We start from the raw sequence: 19,166 nt of genomic DNA on the forward strand, positions 1-19,166 counted from the left end.
GATATGACCGACCAGAGCCTCCAGAGCCGCATCGAGGCCGTGTGGGAGCGGCGCGACACGCTGTCGTCCGCGACGACCGGGGAAGATCGGGAGGTCGTCGAGGTCGCGCTGGCGGGGCTGGACGCCGGCGAATTGCGTGTCGCGGCGCCGGGCCAGGCCGGCTGGGTGGTGAACGAATGGCTGAAGAAGGCGGTGCTGCTGTCCTTCCGGCTGAATGACAGCCACCTGATGGCGGGTGGCGGGGCCGGTGCGCCGTCCTTCGACAAGGTGCCGCTGAAGTTCGACGGCTGGGACGAGGCGCGCTTCGGCCAGGCCGGCTTCCGCGCGGTGCCGGGCGCCATCGTCCGCCGCTCGGCCTATATCGCGCCCGGCGTGGTGCTGATGCCCAGCTTCGTCAATGCCGGCGCGCGTGTCGAAAGCGGCACGATGGTCGATACCTGGGTGACGATCGGAAGCTGCGCGCAGATCGGCCGCAACTGCCATATCAGCGGCGGCGTCGGCATCGGCGGCGTGCTGGAGCCGCTGCAGGCCGCCCCGGTGGTCATCGAGGACGATTGCTTCATCGGCGCGCGTTCGGAAGTGGCCGAGGGCGTGATCGTCGAGCGGGGCAGCGTGCTGTCGATGGGGGTGTTCATCGGCGCCTCGACCAAGATCGTCGACCGTGCGACCGGCGAAGTGTTCGTAGGCCGGGTGCCGGCCTATTCGGTCGTCGTCCCCGGCACGCTGCCGCCGCGTCAGGCGACGTCGGCCGATGGCGCGCCGCTGCCCGCGCTGGCCTGCGCGGTGATCGTCAAGCGGGTGGACGAGCGCACGCGGTCCAAGACCTCGATCAACGAATTGCTGCGGGATTGACCGGACCGGCGATGCAGCGGCGCACGTCCGCCACCCTGCCGCTGGCGCGCGACCTGATTCGCGCGCCGTCGGTCACGCCGGACGATGGCGGAGCGATCGGGGTCCTGGCCACGGCCCTGCGGGGACTGGGCTTCGACATCGTCGATCTGCCCTTCGGCGAGGGGGCCGCGCGCACGCCCAATTTGTTTGCCCGGCTGGGCCGGGGCGGCCCGCATCTGTGTTTCGCGGGCCATACCGATGTCGTCCCGGCGGGCGAGCAGGGCTGGACCACCGGCCCGTTCGATGCGGCGATCCGCGACGGTCGGCTGTACGGCCGGGGGGCCTGCGACATGAAGGGCGGAATCGCCGCCTTCGTGGGCGCGATCGACCGCTATCTGTCCGGCGGGCGGGCGCTTGCGGGGTCGATCAGCCTTCTGATTACCGGCGACGAGGAAGGCCCCGCCACCAACGGCACCGTGCGGGTGCTGGAATGGATGCGCGACAATGGCCAGATTCCCGATTTCTGTCTGGTGGGCGAACCCACCAATCCGGAACATCTGGGCGACGTCATCAAGATCGGGCGTCGTGGCAGCCTGAATGCCCACATCGTCGTGCCCGGCATTCAGGGGCATGTGGCGTATCCCCATCGTGCGGACAATCCGGTCCATCGCCTGCTGGCGATCCTGGGGGAACTGACGGCCGCGCCGCTGGACAGCGGCACCGACTGGTTCGAGGCGTCCAGCCTGCAGGTCACCAGCATCGACGTCGGCAACCCCGCCACCAACGTGATTCCGGGGCGGGCGGAGGCGCGGCTGAACGTCCGGTTCAACGACCTGCACACCGGGCAGGGGCTGGCGGAGTGGATCGCATCCGTCTGCCGCACCCATGCCCCGGCGGCCGAGGCGGATGTCCGGATCAGCGGCGAGGCCTTCCTGACGCAGCCCACCGCCGAGGTCGAAAAGCTGGTCGCGGCGATCCGCGCGGTAACGGGGCGGGAACCGCGGCTGGATACCGGGGGGGGAACCTCCGACGCCCGGTTCATCAGCCGCTATTGCCCGGTTGCGGAATTCGGCCTGGTGGGCGCCAGCATGCACAAGGTCGACGAACATGCGTCCGTCGCCGACCTTGAGGAACTGACGGACATCTATGCGTCCTTTCTTGAAAGGCTGATGGGATAATGCAGGGACGCAGATTGCCGCAGGGGTCGCTGCCCGGCGGGGCCGGCAACATCTTTCGGGGCATGTTGCTTCTGGGCCGCGGGCGACGCGACGGGATGGGCTGCTTCGGCGCGACGCCGGACGCCGTTCTGACGGCCCTGGCGCCACGAATCGCCCTGTGGCTGGTGGGCGGCCTGCTGACCATCGCCCAGGCCCCTGGCGGGCTGAGCGGCACCAAGGTCGTGTTTTCGCTCTGCCTGGTCCTGGCGCCGGCCGTCGTGACCCATCTTCTGGCGCGGCTGTGGGGGCGCGAAGCCCTGTGGCCGCGATATATGACGGCGGCGCTGTGGTGCGACTGGCTGGTGCTGTTCGTCATGCTGGGCTCGGTCGCCCTGCTGGCCGTTGTCCTGCCTTCGGGCACGAATACGCTGAAGGCGGTGCTGCTGCTGAATGGCGTCGTGCTGGGGTACAACCTGTGGCTGACATGGTTCGTGGCGCGGGTCGGGCTGGCGCTGGGGGTGTGGCGCGCGATTGTCGTCGTGATCGCCGTGGCGTCGGCCGTTCTGGGCCTGGGCGAACTGTCGGCCCTGCTGCCGCCGCATTACGCGCCCTGGCAGGATTTCCTGGCCCTGCCGACCAGCCATGGGGTGGGATAAGGGCCGGCCGCCGTTCAGGTGACGAACGGATCGGGGTCGTAGCCGACCGCCGTCAGGTAGAGCCCGTCGGGCGGCGAGGTCGGTCCGGCGGCCCGGCGGTCGCAGGCGGCCAGCGCCTCGCCGACGCGTGCGGGTGGCCAGCGGCCTTCGCCCACCAGCTTCAGCGTGCCTACCATGTTGCGGACCTGATGGTGCAGGAACGACCGCGCCTCGGCGACGATGATGATGTCCTCGCCCGATCGCGACACGTCCAGGCGGTCCAGCGTACGTAGGGGGCTCTTGGCCTGGCAGGCGCTGGCGCGGAAGGACGTGAAATCGTGCCGTCCCAGCAGATATCGGGCTGCGTGGCCCATCGCCTCGGCGTCCAGGGGGCGCTTGACCAGCCACACCCGTCCGTCATCCAGCGCAGGCGGGCTGCGGCGGTTCAGGATCCGGTAGCGATAGGCGCGGCGGATGGCCGAAAACCGGGCGTTCCATGACAGATCGACCGAACGGGCGTCGAGCACCACCACCGGGTGCGGCTTCATGTGGAAATTCAGCGCGTCGCGCACGACGGAGGCGTTCAGCCTCACTTCGGCCGGAAAATCCAGATGTGCGACCTGGCCGGTCGCATGCACGCCGGCGTCGGTCCGGCCGGCGGTGATGCTGGCGACCGTGCGGCCGGACGCCAGGCGGGATGCGGCTTCTTCCAGCACCTGCTGGACCGACAGGCCGGTCGTCTGCCGCTGCCAGCCGACGAAGTCCCGCCCGTCATATTCGATGCGTACGGCCCAGCGCTGGAGGGGGGCGGGGTCGGTCACGTGCCCAGCCGCGTGCCCGGGGGAACGGGCTGGCCGCGCAGGAAGGCGTCCGCGTCCATCATGCCGCGACCGGGGCGCTGGAGGCGCGTGATCCGTAGCGCGCCCCGCCCGCAGGCGATCGTCAGTTCGTTGTCGAGCACAGTGCCGGGATGAGTGCCCGGCGGGACTGTGGCGCCGGCGAGCCCGGCGGCCCCGATTTTCAGAACGATGCCGTCCACCGTCGTGAAGCTGCCGGGCCACGGGGTCATGGCGCGGATCTGGCGGTCGATCGCGGCGGCGTCATGCCCCCAGTCGATGCGGCCGTCCTCGCGCGTCAGGCGGGCCGCGTAGGTCACGCCGCCCTCGGGTTGGGGGCGGGGGACGAGCGACGGATCGGCCAGCGCCGACACGACCAGCCTGGCCCCCATCGCCGCCAGGTCGTCATGCAGGCTGGTCGCCGTCGTGCGTCCGGTCAGGGCGATGCGGTCGGACAGCAGCATGGCGCCGGTATCCAGGCCCTCGTCCATCTGCATGATGGTCACGCCGCTTTCGCCGTCGCCGGCCAGGATGGCGGCCTGGATCGGCGCCGCGCCCCGCCAGCGCGGCAACAGGCTTGCGTGGATGTTCAGGCATCCGCGACGGGGGGTGTCCAGCATCGCGGCGGGCAGGATCAGCCCATAGGCCGCGACGATCGCCGCATCGAGTTCCAGCGAGCGGAAGATGTCATGTTCGGCGACATTGGTACGCAGGCGGGCGGGGGTGCGTACCGGCAGGCCCAGCGCCTCGGCCGCCGTCTGGACCGGCGAGGGCCGCAGCGCCTGGCCGCGCCCGGCCGGCCGGGGCGGCTGGCTGTAGACGGCCACGATCTCGTGCCCCGCCGCATGCAGGGCGTGCAGGGCGGGAACGGCGAAATCCGGTGTTCCCATGAAGGCCAGACGCATGCGTACCATTCCTGCCTCAGCGTTTCTGCCGCTGTTCCTTGGCCAGGCGCCGCATAATCATGTTGCGCTTGAGGGTGGAGAGGTGATCGACGAAGAGGATACCGTCCAGATGGTCGATCTCGTGCTGGATGCAGGTGGCCAGCAACCCGTCCGCCTCGATTTCCTGTTCGGCGCCGTCGGGCGTGCGAAAGCGGACGCGCACCTTTTCCGGCCGGATGACGTCCGCATACTGGTTCGGCAGCGACAGGCACCCTTCCTCGCGCGACGACAGGCTCTCGGACTCCTCGACGATCTCGGGGTTAATCAGCACCATCGGGTCGCGCTGCTCGTTCTCGCCCAGGTCGACGATGGCGAAGCGCAGCCCCAGGCCGACCTGCGGCGCGGCCAGGCCGATGCCCGGCGCCTGGTACATGGCGGAGAACATGCGCGGCAGGATGTCGCGCAGGGTGGCGGTGTCCTCCGGCCGGACCAGGCGCGCCGTCTGGCGCAGGATCGCCTGGGGCGCGACGAGGATGGGCATCGGAACGGCGGCGGCGATGGCATCACGATCAATCATGCAGGCGATGTAGCGACAGCATCACGCCTGCGCCAGTCCGCAGGTGCGGGAAAATGGCGCGGCGGACGCCATCCCTTGCGAAAACGACATGGCCTCCCATATCATCGTGCATGCGGGCGCCATGACGGGTCCGCATGATTGTCTCGCTCGGTTGAGGAGGCCTGCGTGTCGGGAAGACTTTTTACATCCCCCATGTTTCTTGGTTTCGACCATCTGGAACAAATGTTGGAACGTGCATCCAAAGGAACGTCTGACGGCTATCCGCCCTACAATATCGAACAGATCAGCCCGACGGCGCTGCGGATCACGCTGGCGGTGGCGGGTTTCGTGATGGACGATCTGCAGATCACCCAGGAAGACAACCAGTTGGTGATCCGGGGACGGCAGACCGACGATTCCCAGGGTCGGATCTTCCTGCATCGCGGCATCGCCGCCCGCCAGTTCCAGAAGGCTTTCGTGCTGGCCGAGGGAATCGAGGTCGGCGGCGCGTGGCTTGATAATGGGCTGCTCCATATTGACCTTCTGCGTCCCGAACCCGAAGTGCGGGTCCGGCGGATCGAGATCACGCAGGGACGGGGCGGTGTGGGCGTCGGCGAAATCGGCGCGCCCAAGCCGCGTGCCCCACGTGTCGTGCGCGTGATCGAGGAAGAATGACCGAGCTGAATGACCGACCGGTCGCGCGGCGTCGCGGCCATAACGGGACGGGGGCATCGCCTCATGGCGGGATGGTCCGGTCCGGAGGTTCCAAATCATGAGAATTACGACCCAGAACGGCCGGGTGGTGCTTCAGCCGGATCAGGCGCAGCTTCCCGGCGACGTCCGCCACCTGACGGATACCCAGCTTCTGTCACTTGGCGTATCGCGGGTGGCCTATATCAAGGCCGTGGTGATCGAAGGCCAGGATGTCTTCGCCATCCATGCCGCCGACGGCACGCCGATGGCCCTGACCGACGATCAGGACACGGCGATCGAAGCGATCCTGCAACATGAAATGGTGCCGGCCCTGGTGCACTGACCGGTCTGGTGGCCCCGGGGGCTAAATCCCCCGGGGCGCCGGCCTGACGGGTTCCGTCGGCTTCAGGCGGGGCTGGGGTCCAGCCACCCGATATTGCCGTCCTCGCGCCGGTAGATGACGTTGATCTGGTCGCTGGTGCTGTTGCGGAACATCAGCAGCGTGCAGGCTGCCAGATCCAGGCGCATGACGGCCTCGCTGACGCTCAGTGTCGCGATTTCGGCGACCCGTTCCGCGACGATGGTCGCGTGGGGGCCGGTTTCCTCGGCCGCGGCGCCATTCTGCACCGGTCCCGTATCGGCGGGACGCAGGATGTAGTTGCGACCGACTTCGGGCGATTTCCGCCGGGGAAGCGCGCGCAGATGGTCGTTCACCCGGCCGCGATAGCGCCGCAGCCGGCGGGCCATGTGCTCGGCGGCGTCATCGAATGCGCCATGGGCGTCGTTGGCCTCGCCTTCGCCGCGCAGGGTCAGCCCCGGCGCGGCGTGAAGATTGATGTCGCAGGTGAAAAACGATCGGGCGCGGCTGAACGTGACCTGGGCATCCAGCGCCCGGCCGAAATATTTGTCGGCAAGATGGTCGAGATGGGCAGTGACCCTGTGCTTCAAGGCGTCGGAGAGGTCGATCTGCTTTCCAGCGACACTGATCTGCATAGTGACGTCACTCCTTGCATGGAGGATGCCTTCAGAGCCGGGGAAGCCGGGCCGGAGGCCCGTTCTGCCGAGGCCGTCCGTCGGGCGTCAGGCCCTGAAAGCCTTTTCCCGTTTTCTCTGCACCGAGCTGGGTATCTTCAGTGCATCCCGGTATTTGGCCACGGTTCGCCGGGCGATGTCTATTCCTTCCTCGCGCAGCAGGTTCACGATTGCATCGTCCGACAGGATGGCCTGCCGCAGCGCCAGCCTGGGGCCGATCGCCATGGCGCGGGGAATCAGAGGGAGAAATTTTCCCCGAGGTACACCCGCCGGACGTCCTCGTTGGCGACGATTTCCTCGGGCCGGCCCTCCATCAGGACCTGGCCGCTGTGCATGATATAGGCCCGGTCGATGACTTCCAGCGTTTCGCGCACGTTATGGTCGGTGATGAGCACGCCGATCCCGCGATCCTTGAGGTGCGACACCAGGTCGCGGATTTCGCCCACCGCGATCGGGTCAATGCCGGCCAGGGGCTCATCGAGCAGGATGTAGTGCGGCTGGCTGGCCAGGGCGCGGGCGATTTCCAGACGCCGCCGCTCGCCGCCCGACAGGGCCAGCGACGGGGCCCGGCGCAGGTGCGAGATGCCGAATTCCCCCAGCAGCCCGTCCAGCAGCGCCTCGCGCCGGTCGGGGTCGGATTCCACGACCTCCAGCGCGGCCATGATGTTCTGCTCGACATTCAGGCCGCGAAAGATGCTGGCTTCCTGCGGCAGGTAGCCGATGCCCAGCCGGGCGCGGCGATACATCGGCAATTGCGTGATGTCGGCGCCGTCCAGCGTGATGGTGCCGGTATCCGGCTGCACCAGCCCGACGATCATGTAGAAGCTGGTGGTCTTGCCCGCGCCGTTGGGGCCGAGCAGGCCCACGGCCTCGCCCCGGTGGACCTGGAGCGACACGTTCCGGACCACCGGACGTTTCTTGTATGTCTTGCCGATTCCGCTGGCGATCAGGCCGGGCAGGGCCGGCGCCGCGCCATCGGCCTGGGCGGACAGAATGTGCGCGTCGCCGGCCAGGTCGTACGGAATGTCGTTCATCGGCCCGGCCCGCCGGTGCTGCCGGCCTCGTTGGGGACGACCAGGCCGCTGACACGCCCGCCGGGCCGTTCGGTCATCGTGGCGATTCCGGTATGCATGTTCACGATTGCCGCGGCTCCGTTGATCTGGTTCTGGCCCCGCGTGATGTGGACATTGCCGACAATCCGCGCAATCCCGGTGTCGGGCACGTAGACGCCCCGGTCCCCGGTCACCGTCTCGGTCTGGGTGCGGACGAAGACGTGGCCGAATGCGTTTACTTTTTCCAGCTTCCCCGATCTGGTCAATGGGTCCGATCCGGGTTTCGCAGGGGCGGCGGCCGGCGCCCCCGGCTTCGCCGGCTGGGATGGCGCGCTGTAGCCGACCAGCACGTCCGCCCTGATCTGCCGTCCGTCATTGGTGGTGACCAGCGCATCCCCGCGCCCGACCGACATGCGGGTCTGGGAATAATATTCCATCGAATCCCGCGCGGTCAGCACATCCTGGGGCGTGGTCAGTTTCAGGGCCTTCCCCGTCATGACAAGGACCGCCTGGTCGATGTCGTAGATCGCCTTGTCGCCCCAGGCCTGGTCGGTGTCGGTGAAGACGTGGACATGGCCGACGGCCATCAGCCGATAGACTTCGTTCGATCCGGAATCGGCGCCGCCCGCTTCCTGGTTGCCCGGTCCGGGCGTGCCGGCGGCCGGGGCGGGCGGGGGCGTCGTGGCCCCAGGCGCGGGGGCGGCGGCCTTCTTGCGGTAGAAGGCGATCAGCCGGTCCCCTGTCACGGTAACGTTACCCCGGACGGCCTGCGCCCGGTCGTAGGCCGTCACGGTCTGGGCCTTCTGGTCCCAGTCGAATCCCCCGGCGGCGGTCACCGTGATCTGCCCGCCGTGCGACAGGTCGATCGCCTGGGCCCGCGCCGGACCGGCCGGCAGGGCGCAGGCCACGAGGCCGCCGAGCACGAACACGGCGGCGACCTTGAGGTGGGCGGTCATCGGGGGGGCTCCGTCGTGGGGGGGTGGGCGTGGGCGTCGTCATTCAGGATCAGCCGTCCGGGACCACGGAACTGGCCGATCCCTTCATGCTGGGACAGCAGGAAGCCCTGGGCGTCCAGCACGCCGAAAGGACCTTCGGCATGGACCCATTGGTCGGACGCGACAATGCCCTGCTTCAGGTCCATGTCGGCAGTGGGGCCGTTCATGATCGCGCCGTCGGCGCGGTAGAGCACCACGTCATGCGTCAGGTCCAGCAATTGTTCGCGCTGCATGTATACGCCGTTATCCGCACGGATCATGATCCAGTCGGCGCCCGACATCAGGCTGTCGGCGGTCGGGCTGGTCAGGTTGATCCGATCGGGTGAGACCTGCTGGGCCTGCCGGGCGGTAATCATGTAGGGCCGCCCGTGGTCGTCCAGGCCCCGATAGGTCGCCCCGAGCATGTTTCCGCTTTCGACACGCAGGCTTTCCATTTCCTGGAGCGCGCTGCGCTGGGCGTTCATCAGCCGGTCGATGGCCGGCCACGCGGCGATGGACCCCAGCAGCGCCAGCGCGGTGGCCGGCAACGCCCACTTCGCCCATCGCACCAGCTTGCGCCGGCGGGCGAGGGTGGCGGGGTCGGGCAGGCGTCGGGCCTTGGTCGGCTGTCGATGCAGGGCGCTGCGCTGGCGGGCCATATCGGCGGCCGACCGGGCAAAATCGCTGCGTTGCGGTGCGATGCGCCCGTCGTCCGGGGGCTGGGTGTCGGTGGGGGAGCCGGTCATGCCACGCCAGCCCGCAGCAGGTCATGGATGTGCAGGATGCCGATCGGCGCGCTGGACTGGTCCAGGACGAACAGGCTGGTGATGGGGCGCGCCCGCGCGTTCATCAGGCGCAGCGCGTCGGCGGCCAGCGCATCGGGGTCGGTCGTGAGCGGCGACAAATTCATGATGTCGGCCGCACGGGTCCGCTCCAGGTCCCGGTCCAGCGCCCGGCGCAGGTCGCCGTCGGTGATGAGGCCGCACAGCCGGCCGTCCGGCGCGACCACGCCCATGCAGCCGAACGCCTTGCGCGTCATCTCCATGATGACCTGTCGCAGCGTGATGTCCGGCGCGCCGATCGGCATGGCCGCGCCCCGGTGCATCAGGTCGCCGACCCGGCGCAACCGCGCGCCCAGGCGGCCGCCGGGGTGGAAGACGCCGAAATCGGTGGCGGTGAAGCGCCGCCGCTCCAGCAGCACCACCGCCAGCGCGTCACCCAGCGCCATCTGCATCGTCGAACTGGTCGTGGGCGCCAGGCCCATGGGGCAGGCCTCGGGCGCCTGGGGCATGAGCAGCGTGATATCGGCCGCCAGGGCCAGGGTCGAATCGGCCCGGGCCGTTATCGCCGTCAGCAGCAGGCCGAAACGGCGGGCGTGGGCCACGATATCGGCCAGTTCCGGCGTCTCGCCCGAATTGGACAGGGCCAGGATGGCGTCGCCCGGCTGGATCATGCCCAGGTCGCCGTGTGAGGCCTCGGATGGATGGACGAAGATGGACGGGGTGCCCGTCGAGGCCAGGGTGGACTGGATCTTGCGCCCCACGTGGCCGGACTTGCCGATCCCGGTCACCACGACCCGCCCCGTCAACGCCGAAAACGCCTCGACGACGCGCAGGAAGGCGTTCCCCAGCGCCGGCCCGCTCCCTTCGGCCCCGATGGCGCGCAGCGCCACGGCCATGCGGGACAGGCCGTCGCCTTCGCTGGCCAGCACCCGGCACGCGGCGTCGATGTCCGACGGACTCCGGTCCCGGTCCGGGACGGGGCCGGCGATGCCATCAGGGAAGGCGGAATGGGTCATGCCGCGTGTGTATCGCCATGAAGATGCCTACCGTCAAATGGAACCGGACGGCACGGCCGCGCGCGTCGCGTCATGCACGGTGGGCGAAGATATCCGGCTCTTCGTAGCCCAGAAGGTCCAGCCGCGCCCGCGCGGGCAGGAAATCGTAGCAGGCCTGCGCCAGCTCGCGGCGTCCCTCGCGGTGCAGCAGGGCCTCCAGCTTCGCCCACAGGGCGTGCAGGTGCAGCACGTCGGAGGCGGCATAGGCCTGCTGTTCCGGCGTCAGCTCGGGCGCGCCCCAGTCGGACGTCTGCTGCTGCTTGCTGAGGTCGACGCCCAGCAATTCGCGGCAGAGCTGGGCCAGCCCATGGCGGTCGGTGAAGGTGCGTACCAGCTTGGACGCGATCTTGGTGCAGATGACCGGCGCCACGGTGATGCCCAGCGTGTGCTGAAGCAGCGCCACGTCGAAGCGCGCGAAATGCATCAGCTTGGTGACCGACGGGTCCGACATCAGTCGCGCCAGGTTGGGGCTGGCCGTACCCGGCAGGATCTGCACCAGATGGGCCTGCCCGTCGCCGGCCGAGATCTGGACCAGGCACAGCCGGTCGCGATGGGGGTTGAGGCCCATGGCCTCGGTATCCACGGCGATCGAGCCGCCGAACGTCACATTGTCCGGCAGGTCGCCACGGTGGAGCAGGATGGAGGCCGATGTCGCGGCGCTCATGCCCGTGTCCCCCAGGTGCGGCGGGCAGCCGGGGCATGGGTGGGGCGACAATGTGAAACGGGGGGGAAGACCATGAACCTCATCCGAACAGGCGACGGCGGTTCCGCGAGAAGGAGGGGCCACGGAACCCTGTCTGTCGCCGTGTACACCAAATCGTCCGGGGCGCACATGCTGTTATGCGGCCGCCGACAGCCGCCACCCGGCCGGGGTGGGGCCATGCAGGCCATATCATGCTGTCGGAAAACGATGGTGCCCAGAAGAAGACTCGAACTTCCACGACCTTTCGGCCACAGGTACCTGAAACCTGCGCGTCTACCAATTCCGCCATCTGGGCTCAGAGGCTCCCCGTTTCCGGGGTGGTGAGGGGCGTTTACTCCGGAACGACAGGGGGGTCAACAGGGCCTGTCAGATCGTTCCGCATCCGAACCATGGTCGTCCGGCAGGCATCCTGATCGCGCACGCATGGAGTGGACGCGACAACGCCGACGAACCGCCTGGGATGCGGCCGCCGGTCGGCGAGTTATGCTTTTTTTGAAGGATGGTGCCCAGAAGAAGACTCGAACTTCCACGACCTTTCGGCCACAGGTACCTGAAACCTGCGCGTCTACCAATTCCGCCATCTGGGCTCAGAAAGCCCCCGTTTCCGGGGTGGTGAGGCCGTTTACCCCGCTGCATGGGGGTGGTCAACATGGCTTCGGCGATTCGTGTCATTTTTGTTGCGCCGGGTGGGTGGGCGCGTCCCACACGCCAGATGACCGGCAGGGCTGTGTGGGGGGCGTGTCCGATGACGGGGACAGGCGTTATGCTGTCCTGCCCATCCTGGCGGGCGATTGGGGGACGAGAGATGGCGACGCGAAAAGTGGCCGCAATTGTCGGCGGAACCGGCTTCCTTGGGCGTCATGTGGTCCGGCGGCTGGCCGAGGACGGATATGTCGTGCGCGTGGCCGCCCGCCGCGCGGACCGGGCGGCGTCGCTGCGTCCGCTGGGCGATGTCGGGCAGATCGTCCCGCTGCGCGCCTCGATCCTGGAGGAGGAGTCGCTGATCCCGGTGGTGGAGGGCGCGCATGTGATCGTCAACCTGGTCGGGATCCTGGCGGAACGCGGGCGGGCGACATTCCAGGCGGTGCATGTCGAGGGGGCGGGGCGCATCGCCCGGCTGGCCGCGTCCGCCGGGGTCGAACGGATGGTGCATGTCTCGGCCATCGGGGCCTCGCCCGACAGTCCATCCGCCTATGGTCGCAGCAAGGCGGCTGGCGAGGTGGCCGTGCTACGCAACATGCCCGAGGCGACGATCGTTCGCCCGTCCATCCTGTTCGGGGCCGAGGACCGGTTCACCAACCTGTTCGCCACGCTGGCGCGCTACAGCCCCATCCTGCCGGTCTATGGCGCGGCCACGCGGATCCAGCCCGTCTATGTCTGTGATGTCGCCGAAGGCATCCGCCGGATCCTGGCGACCGGCGGACATGCCGGCGAAATCTACGAATTCGGCGGTCCGGCCGTCTGGACGATGGAGGGGATCGCGCGCTGGGTGATGGCGACGATCGGGCGGCGCCGGCCGGTGTTCCGGGTGCCGGACCTCCTGGCCCGGTGGCAGGCGATGTGGCTGGAGCATCTGCCCGGCCGGCTGCTGACGCGCGACCAGTTGGCCATGCTGTCGGTGGATAATGTGATCGCCGAGGGCACGCGGGGGCTGAGCCTGCTGGGGATCGAGGCGCTTCCGGTCGAATTGATTGCGCCATCCTACTTGCAGCGATACAAAGCCATATAAGGGTGCCATAACAGTGCATTAAAATGATATTCGGACCGAACCGGACCTTTTTCAGGGGAATGTCCGGGCTTTGATTTTTTCGGCGTGGGCTCTTTTTTGTTAAAAGGACAGTATTGCTGTCTTTAATGGATCGGTCGCCTGTCGTAGGTGTTCCGCCCAATGGGCGCCGGCCATATCGAGCGCCTGCCGTTTGCCGGGGGAAAGCCGATGGCCGAGCGCATGCTGAAATTCGTCTCTGTGGCGCAGGGCCAGCCGGACAAACGTCCAGCCGCCGAGCGCAGCACCGATTTCGACGAGATCTACCGGTCCTTCGCCGTGGCGCAGGCCGAACGGCAGTCCAGCCGCTGTTCGCAGTGCGGGGTGCCGTTCTGCTCGATTCACTGTCCGCTGGGCAACAATATCCCGGACTGGCTGAAGATGACGGCCGAGGGGCGGCTGGAAGAAGCCTATGCCCTGTCGTCGGCGACCAACAATTTCCCCGAGATCTGCGGCCGGATCTGCCCGCAGGACCGCCTGTGCGAAGGCAATTGCGTGATCGAGAAAGGGTTCGAGAGCGTCACCATCGGCGCGGTCGAACGCTTCATCACCGACACGGCGTTCGCCAACGGCTGGGTCGAGCCGATCCGCCCGCCGGTGGAGCGCGCGATGTCGATCGGCATCGTCGGCGCGGGGCCCGGCGGCTTGGCCGCGGCGATGCAGCTGCGCGAACTGGGGTACCAGGTGCACGTCTACGACCGGCATGACCGGGTCGGCGGGCTGATGATCTACGGCATTCCGGGCTTCAAGCTGGAAAAGGACATCGTGGCCCGCCGCCACCTGTACCTGGAGGAATCCGGGGTGAAGTTCCATCTGGGGCTTGGCGTCGGCGATCGGGACGGCGAGGGGCAGATCGCCTTCGCCACCCTGCGCGACCGCCATGATGCGGTGCTGATCGCGACGGGCGTCTACAAGTCGCGCGATATCGGCGGCCCCGGCGCCGGGCTGGGCGGGATCGTCAAGGCGCTGGACTATCTGACCGTGTCGAACCGCCTGTCGCTGGGCGACAGGGTCGAGGCGTTCGAGAGCGGCGCGCTGAATGCGGCGGGCAAGTCGGTGGTCGTGATCGGCGGTGGCGACACCGCCATGGATTGCGTCCGCACCGCCATCCGCCAGGGCGCGAAATCGGTGAAGTGCCTGTACCGGCGCGACCGCGCCAACATGCCCGGCTCGATCCGCGAAGTGAAGAACGCCGAGGAGGAAGGGGTGGAGTTCGTGTGGCTGGCGGCCCCCGAGGCCTTCCGGGGCGAAGGCACGGTCAGCGGCGTGCGCGCGGTGCGGATGAAGCTGGGCCTGCCGGACGCGACGGGACGCCAGTCGGTGGAACCGGTCGAGGACAGTTCGTTCACGCTGGAGGCCGACCTGGTCATCAAGGCGCTGGGCTTCGACCCCGAGCCGCTGCCCGCCCTGTGGCGCCAGCCGGACCTGGCGGTGTCGCGCTGGGGGACGCTGCGCGTCGATCACGAGACTTTCATGACCAGCCTGCCGGGGGTCTTTGCCGCGGGCGATATCGTGCGGGGGGCCAGCCTGGTGGTCTGGGCCATCCGCGATGGACGGGATGCCGCGGCGCAGATGCATCGCTGGCTGGAAAACAGGGCGCCGGCGCGCGCCCAGGCGGCGGAGTGATGGACATGGATCGATTCAGCGGGGATCGGGACGACGCATTCGTCGCCGACTGGCACGACAACGCGCGGGCGATCGGCGGCCTGTATGATCCGTCGCAGGAGCACGACGCCTGCGGCGTCGGCCTGGTCGCGTCCCTGGACGGCACCAAACGGCGCGACGTGGTCGAGGCCGGCATCGCCGCCCTGAAGGCGGTGTGGCATCGCGGCGCGGTCGACGCCGACGGCAAGACCGGCGACGGCGCGGGCATCCATGTCGAGATCCCGCAGGATTTCTTCGTCGACGCCATCCACAGCGGCGGCGAGGGCTGCGTGGACAGCCAGATCGCGGTCGGCATGATCTTCCTGCCCAAGACCGACCTGGCGGCGCAGGAGCGGTGCCGCCAGATCATCGAAACCGAGATCCTGGCGTTCGGCTACGGCATCTATGGCTGGCGGCAGGTGCCCATCGACACCGCCTGCATCGGCGAGAAGGCGAACGCCACCCGCCCCGAGATCGAGCAGATCATGATCCGCAACCTGCTCGGCACCGACGAGGAGGCGTTCGAGCGCGACCTGTATGTCATCCGCCGCCGGATCGAAAAGAGCGCGATCGCCCATCAGGTCGATCTGTACATCTGTTCGCTGTCCTGCCGGTCGATGATCTACAAGGGCATGTTCCTGGCGGAAAACCTGACGGATTTCTATCCGGACCTGCTCGATGAGCGGTTCGTCAGCCGGTTCGCGATCTACCACCAGCGCTATTCGACCAACACGTTCCCGACCTGGAAGCTGGCCCAGCCGTTCCGCCGCCTGGCGCATAACGGCGAAATCAACACGATCTCGGGCAACATCAACTGGATGAAGAGCCACGAGACGCGGCTGGCCGACCCGATGCTGGATCCGTACATGGAGGATCTGAAGCCGGTGGTGCAGGCCAGCGGGTCCGACACGGCGACGCTGGACAACGTGTTCGAACTGCTGACCTTCGCGGGGCGGGACGCGCCGATGGTCAAGGCGCTGATGGTGCCGGCCAGCGTGGGCGAAAACTCGGCCATGCCGCAGAAGCACAAGGACATGTACGCGTACTGCAACGCGGTGATGGAACCGTGGGACGGCCCGGCCGCCCTGTGCGCGACCGACGGCCGCTGGATCGTCGCCGGGCTGGACCGCAGCGGCCTGCGCCCCCTGCGCTACACCCTGACGTCGAACGGCCTGCTGATCGTGGGTTCGGAAACCGGCATGGTGAAGGTGCCCGAGGCGGATATCGTCCGGCGCGGGCGCCTGGGGCCGGGGCAGATGATCGGCCTGGACATGAAGGAGGCGCGCCTTTACGGCCACGAGGCGCTGCTGGACAAGATCTGCGGACGGCAGGATTTCGGCGCCTGGGTCAAGCATATCCAGAAGATCGGGTCGGTGGTGCGCGCCGACGTGCAGGAACCCGTGCTGTACGGCCGCGACGAGCTGCGCCGCCGCCAGCTTGCGGTGGGCACCACGCTGGAGGAGCTGGAAACCATCCTGCACCCGATGGTCGAGACCGCGGCCGAGGCGATCGGGTCGATGGGCGACGACGCGCCGCTGGCGGTGCTGTCCTCGCGCTACCGGGGGCTGGCGCATTATTTCCGCCAGGCCTTCAGCCAGGTCACCAATCCGCCGATCGACAGCTTGCGCGAAACCCGGGTCATGAGCCTGGTCACGCGGCTGGGGAACCTGGGCAACATCCTCGACGAATCCGAGAGCCAGTGCGACCTGCTGCAACTGCCCAGCCCGGTCCTGACGACGGGCGAGTTCGAGGCCCTGCGGGCCTTCTGCGGCGACAGCGCCTGCGTCATCGACTGCACCTTCCCCGCGGCCGACGGCGAGGCCGGGCTGCGTGACGCCATCGCCCGGATCCGGCAGGAGGCCGAGGACCGCGTGCGCGAAGGCTGCACCCACCTGTTCCTGACGGAAGAGGCGCAGTCGGCCGAGCGGGCATACATCCCGATGATCCTGGCGACGGCGGCGGTGCATACCCACCTGGTGCGCCAGTCGCTGCGGACCTTCACCTCGCTGAACGTGCGGTCGGCCGAGGCGCTGGACGTGCACGCCATTGCGGTGACGATCGGCGTCGGCGCGACGTCGGTCAACCCGTACCTGGCGCAGGAAAGCATCGCGGACCGCCAGCGGCGCGGCCTGTTCGGCGACATCTCGCTGCGCGAGGCGGTGGAACGTTATCGCAAGGCGGTGGACAAGGGCCTGCTGAAGGTCATGTCCAAGATGGGCATCTCGATCGTCGCGGCCTATCGCGGCGGCTATAATTTCGAGGCGATCGGCCTGTCGCGCGCCCTGGCGGCGGAGTTCTTCCCCGGCATGCCGTCGCGCATCTCCGGCATCGGCCTGTCCGGCATCGCCACCAACGTGCTCAGCTTCCACGAAACCGCGTGGAACCGGACGGTCACGGCCCTGCCGGTCGGCGGGCAGTACAAGCTGCGGCGCAGCGGCGAGGTGCATGCCTTCGACGGCAACCTGATCCACATGCTGCAGACGGCGGTGGCGACCGACAGTTTCTCGATCTATCGGCGCTATGCCGACGCGGTGCGGCGCATGCCGCCGGTGGCGTTGCGCGACCTGCTGGATTTCCGGGGCGGCCGGACGCCGATCCCCGTCGAGGCGGTCGAAAGCATCACGCAGCTTCGCAAGCGGCTGATCGCACCGGGTATTTCGCTGGGCGCGCTCAGTCCCGAAGCGCATGAGACCCTGTCGATCGCCATGAACCGGATCGGCGCCAAGTCCGATTCCGGCGAGGGGGGCGAGGACCCGTCGCGGGCGCGTCCGCGCGCCAACGGCGACAACGCATCCTCGGCCATCAAGCAGATCGCCTCGGGCCGCTTCGGCGTGACGGCGCAGTATCTGAACGATTGCCGCGAGATCGAGATCAAGATGGCGCAGGGCGCCAAGCCGGGCGAGGGCGGGCAGTTGCCCGGCTTCAAGGTCACCGGCCTGATCGCCAGGCTGCGTCACGCGACGCCGGGGGTGACGCTGATTTCGCCGCCGCCGCATCACGACATCTATTCGATCGAGGATCTGGCCCAGCTCATCTACGACCTGAAGCAGATCAACCCCGAGGCGACGGTGACGGTGAAGCTGGTCGCCCGGTCGGGGATCGGGACCATCGCGGCGGGCGTGGCCAAGGCCAAGGCCGATGCGATCCTGATTTCGGGTCATAGCGGCGGGACCGGCGCCAGCCCGCAGAGTTCGGTCAAATATGCCGGCCTGCCGTGGGAGCTGGGCCTGGCGGAGGCGCATCAGGTGCTGATGCTGAACCGCCTGCGCCACCGGGTGAAGCTGCGTACCGACGGCGGGCTGAAGACCGGCCGCGACGTGGTGATCGCGGCGATGCTGGGGGCCGAGGAATTCGGCATCGGCACCGCCAGCCTGGTCGCCATGGGCTGCATCATGGTCCGGCAGTGCCATTCCAACACCTGTCCGGTGGGGGTCTGCACCCAGGACGACGATCTGCGCGCCAAGTTCGAGGGCACGCCGGAAAAGGTCATCAACCTGTTCTCGTTCATCGCCGAGGACGTACGCAACATCCTGGCGTCGCTGGGTTTCTCCAGCCTGAACGAGATCATCGGCCGCACCGACCTGCTGCGGCAGGTCTCGCGCGGCGCGGACTACCTGGACGACCTGGACCTCAACTCGCTGCTGGCGCAGGCCGATCCGGGGCCGCATGCGCGCTATTGCACGCGCGAAGGCCGCAACGAGGTGCCCGAGACGCTGGACGCCCAGATGATCGCCGACGCGCGGCCGCTGTTCGACCATGGCGAGAAGATGCAACTGCATTACAACGTGCAGAACACGCATCGGGCGATCGGCACGCGCATTTCCTCGCTGATCGTGCGGCAGTACGGCATGGACCGGCTGGCGCCGGGGCATCTGACGGTGCGCCTGCGCGGTTCGGCCGGCCAGTCGCTGGGGGCCTTCGCGGTCCAGGGGCTGAAGCTGGAGGTGCTGGGCGACGCCAACGACTATGTCGGCAAGGGCCTGTCGGGCGCGACCATCGTGGTGCGGCAGTCTCCGTCCTCGAACCTGGTGTCGAACGAGAACGCGATCATCGGCAACACGGTGCTGTATGGGGCCACGGCGGGGGCGCTGTATGCGGCCGGCCAGGCGGGCGAGCGGTTCGCGGTCCGCAATTCCGGCGCCGTCGCGGTGGTCGAGGGCTGCGGGTCGAACGGCTGCGAATACATGACCGGCGGCACGGTCGTGATCCTGGGCGAGGCCGGCGACAATTTCGGCGCGGGCTTCACCGGCGGCATGGCCTTCGTCTATGACGAGCACGATACGTTCGAGCAGCGGATCAACCCCGACACCCTGCTGTGGAGCCGCGTCACCGACCCGAAATGGGAGGCGACGCTGCGCGAACTGGTGGAAACCCATGCGCGCGAGACGCACAGCCGCTATGCGGCGCTGCTGCTGCACAAATGGGACAAGATCCTGCCGCGCTTCTGGCATGTCGTGCCCCGGGAATATGCCGGAATCATCGGCTACAGCCCGGCGGCCGAAGCCGCCCGCAGCGCCTGATCGGACGGCCGGGGAAGGGATCTTCCCCGGCCGTTTTCATGTAGCCC

The 19,166-nt window shown here is 68.2% G+C and carries 17 protein-coding genes, 2 tRNA genes and 1 pseudogene; 8 read left to right on the forward strand and 12 right to left on the reverse strand.

The window, feature by feature from the left end:
• Positions 1 to 3: 3 nt before the first annotated feature.
• From dapD to HLH21_RS00950, 3 genes are read left to right on the forward strand one after another with little or no spacing between them, the layout of a single operon-like run.
• Positions 4 to 852: a 2,3,4,5-tetrahydropyridine-2,6-dicarboxylate N-succinyltransferase gene (dapD, locus tag HLH21_RS00940; RefSeq protein WP_182940345.1), complete on the forward strand. Its 849-nt coding sequence runs from the start codon at positions 4 to 6 to the stop codon at positions 850 to 852.
• Positions 853 to 863: 11 nt separating this feature from the next.
• The gene (gene dapE, locus HLH21_RS00945; RefSeq protein WP_182940346.1) at positions 864 to 2,009 is read left to right on the forward strand and encodes a succinyl-diaminopimelate desuccinylase; all 1,146 of its coding nucleotides are present in this window, start codon (positions 864 to 866) and stop codon (positions 2,007 to 2,009) included.
• A complete protein-coding gene (locus HLH21_RS00950) occupies positions 2,006 to 2,644 on the forward strand; it encodes a hypothetical protein (RefSeq protein ID WP_182940471.1) in 639 nt (212 codons plus the stop codon). Before dapE ends, HLH21_RS00950 begins: the two co-directional genes overlap by 4 nt.
• Before the next feature lie 14 nt (positions 2,645 to 2,658).
• Here the strand turns inward: HLH21_RS00950 and truA are convergent, their stop codons facing one another.
• The 3 genes from truA to def are packed head-to-tail and all read right to left on the reverse strand — an operon-like array spanning position 2,659 to position 4,920.
• The gene (gene truA / locus HLH21_RS00955; protein ID WP_182940347.1) at positions 2,659 to 3,444 is read right to left on the reverse strand and encodes a tRNA pseudouridine(38-40) synthase TruA; all 786 of its coding nucleotides are present in this window, start codon (positions 3,442 to 3,444) and stop codon (positions 2,659 to 2,661) included.
• Positions 3,441 to 4,364, reverse strand: a complete 924-nt coding sequence (gene fmt, locus HLH21_RS00960; RefSeq protein ID WP_182940348.1) for a methionyl-tRNA formyltransferase — start codon at positions 4,362 to 4,364, stop codon at positions 3,441 to 3,443. Before fmt ends, truA begins: the two co-directional genes overlap by 4 nt.
• Before the next feature lie 16 nt (positions 4,365 to 4,380).
• Positions 4,381 to 4,920, reverse strand: coding sequence for a peptide deformylase (gene def, locus HLH21_RS00965; RefSeq protein ID WP_182940349.1), 540 nt, complete (start codon positions 4,918 to 4,920; stop codon positions 4,381 to 4,383).
• 165 nt (positions 4,921 to 5,085) lie between these two features.
• Here def and HLH21_RS00970 point away from each other — a divergent pair, with 165 nt between their 5' ends.
• Positions 5,086 to 5,574, forward strand: a complete 489-nt coding sequence (locus HLH21_RS00970) for an Hsp20 family protein (RefSeq protein ID WP_182940350.1) — start codon at positions 5,086 to 5,088, stop codon at positions 5,572 to 5,574.
• A 97-nt stretch (positions 5,575 to 5,671) separates the two neighbouring features.
• Complete coding sequence (locus HLH21_RS00975) at positions 5,672 to 5,935, forward strand: DUF1150 family protein (protein ID WP_182940351.1); 264 nt, start codon at positions 5,672 to 5,674, stop codon at positions 5,933 to 5,935.
• Positions 5,936 to 5,997: 62 nt separating this feature from the next.
• Here HLH21_RS00975 and hpf read toward each other — a convergent pair whose 3' ends face one another.
• From hpf to HLH21_RS01020, 9 genes and pseudogenes are all read right to left on the reverse strand, one after another.
• Positions 5,998 to 6,585: a ribosome hibernation-promoting factor, HPF/YfiA family gene (hpf, locus tag HLH21_RS00980; protein WP_182940352.1), complete on the reverse strand. Its 588-nt coding sequence runs from the start codon at positions 6,583 to 6,585 to the stop codon at positions 5,998 to 6,000.
• Positions 6,586 to 6,672: 87 nt separating this feature from the next.
• Positions 6,673 to 6,813: pseudogene (locus HLH21_RS00985) on the reverse strand (RNA polymerase factor sigma-54); the annotation flags it as partial.
• A 47-nt stretch (positions 6,814 to 6,860) separates the two neighbouring features.
• Complete coding sequence (lptB, locus tag HLH21_RS00990) at positions 6,861 to 7,658, reverse strand: LPS export ABC transporter ATP-binding protein (protein WP_246378988.1); 798 nt, start codon at positions 7,656 to 7,658, stop codon at positions 6,861 to 6,863.
• Complete coding sequence (locus HLH21_RS00995; protein ID WP_182940353.1) at positions 7,655 to 8,632, reverse strand: LptA/OstA family protein; 978 nt, start codon at positions 8,630 to 8,632, stop codon at positions 7,655 to 7,657. Before HLH21_RS00995 ends, lptB begins: the two co-directional genes overlap by 4 nt.
• Positions 8,629 to 9,396: an LPS export ABC transporter periplasmic protein LptC gene (gene lptC, locus HLH21_RS01000; protein ID WP_182940354.1), complete on the reverse strand. Its 768-nt coding sequence runs from the start codon at positions 9,394 to 9,396 to the stop codon at positions 8,629 to 8,631. The genes HLH21_RS00995 and lptC overlap by 4 nt, the downstream gene beginning before the upstream one ends.
• The gene (locus tag HLH21_RS01005; protein WP_182940355.1) at positions 9,393 to 10,448 is read right to left on the reverse strand and encodes a KpsF/GutQ family sugar-phosphate isomerase; all 1,056 of its coding nucleotides are present in this window, start codon (positions 10,446 to 10,448) and stop codon (positions 9,393 to 9,395) included. Before HLH21_RS01005 ends, lptC begins: the two co-directional genes overlap by 4 nt.
• Positions 10,449 to 10,518: 70 nt before the next feature.
• Positions 10,519 to 11,151 carry a ribonuclease D gene (locus HLH21_RS01010; protein WP_182940356.1) on the reverse strand — a complete coding sequence of 211 codons (633 nt, stop codon included), beginning with the start codon at positions 11,149 to 11,151 and terminating at the stop codon, positions 10,519 to 10,521.
• Between the two features lie 247 nt (positions 11,152 to 11,398).
• Positions 11,399 to 11,485, reverse strand: a tRNA-Leu gene (locus HLH21_RS01015).
• A gap of 205 nt (positions 11,486 to 11,690) precedes the next feature.
• Positions 11,691 to 11,777 (reverse strand) — tRNA-Leu (locus tag HLH21_RS01020).
• 218 nt (positions 11,778 to 11,995) lie between these two features.
• On the opposite strand from HLH21_RS01020, the gene HLH21_RS01025 reads away from it, so the two are divergent.
• From HLH21_RS01025 to gltB, 3 genes are all read left to right on the forward strand, one after another.
• Entirely contained in the window at positions 11,996 to 12,919 is a 924-nt protein-coding gene (locus HLH21_RS01025) for a complex I NDUFA9 subunit family protein (RefSeq protein ID WP_182940357.1), read from the forward strand.
• 207 nt (positions 12,920 to 13,126) lie between these two features.
• Positions 13,127 to 14,581 (forward strand): NAD(P)-dependent oxidoreductase, encoded by a 1,455-nt coding sequence (locus HLH21_RS01030; protein ID WP_182940473.1) that lies wholly within the window; start codon positions 13,127 to 13,129, stop codon positions 14,579 to 14,581.
• Complete coding sequence (gene gltB, locus HLH21_RS01035) at positions 14,581 to 19,119, forward strand: glutamate synthase large subunit (protein ID WP_182940358.1); 4,539 nt, start codon at positions 14,581 to 14,583, stop codon at positions 19,117 to 19,119. The genes HLH21_RS01030 and gltB overlap by 1 nt, the downstream gene beginning before the upstream one ends.
• The last annotated feature ends 47 nt before the right edge of the window (positions 19,120 to 19,166 follow it).

The sequence above is a fragment of the Gluconacetobacter johannae genome, from assembly GCF_014174305.1.
In the GTDB taxonomy this organism is placed as follows: domain Bacteria; phylum Pseudomonadota; class Alphaproteobacteria; order Acetobacterales; family Acetobacteraceae; genus Gluconacetobacter; species Gluconacetobacter johannae.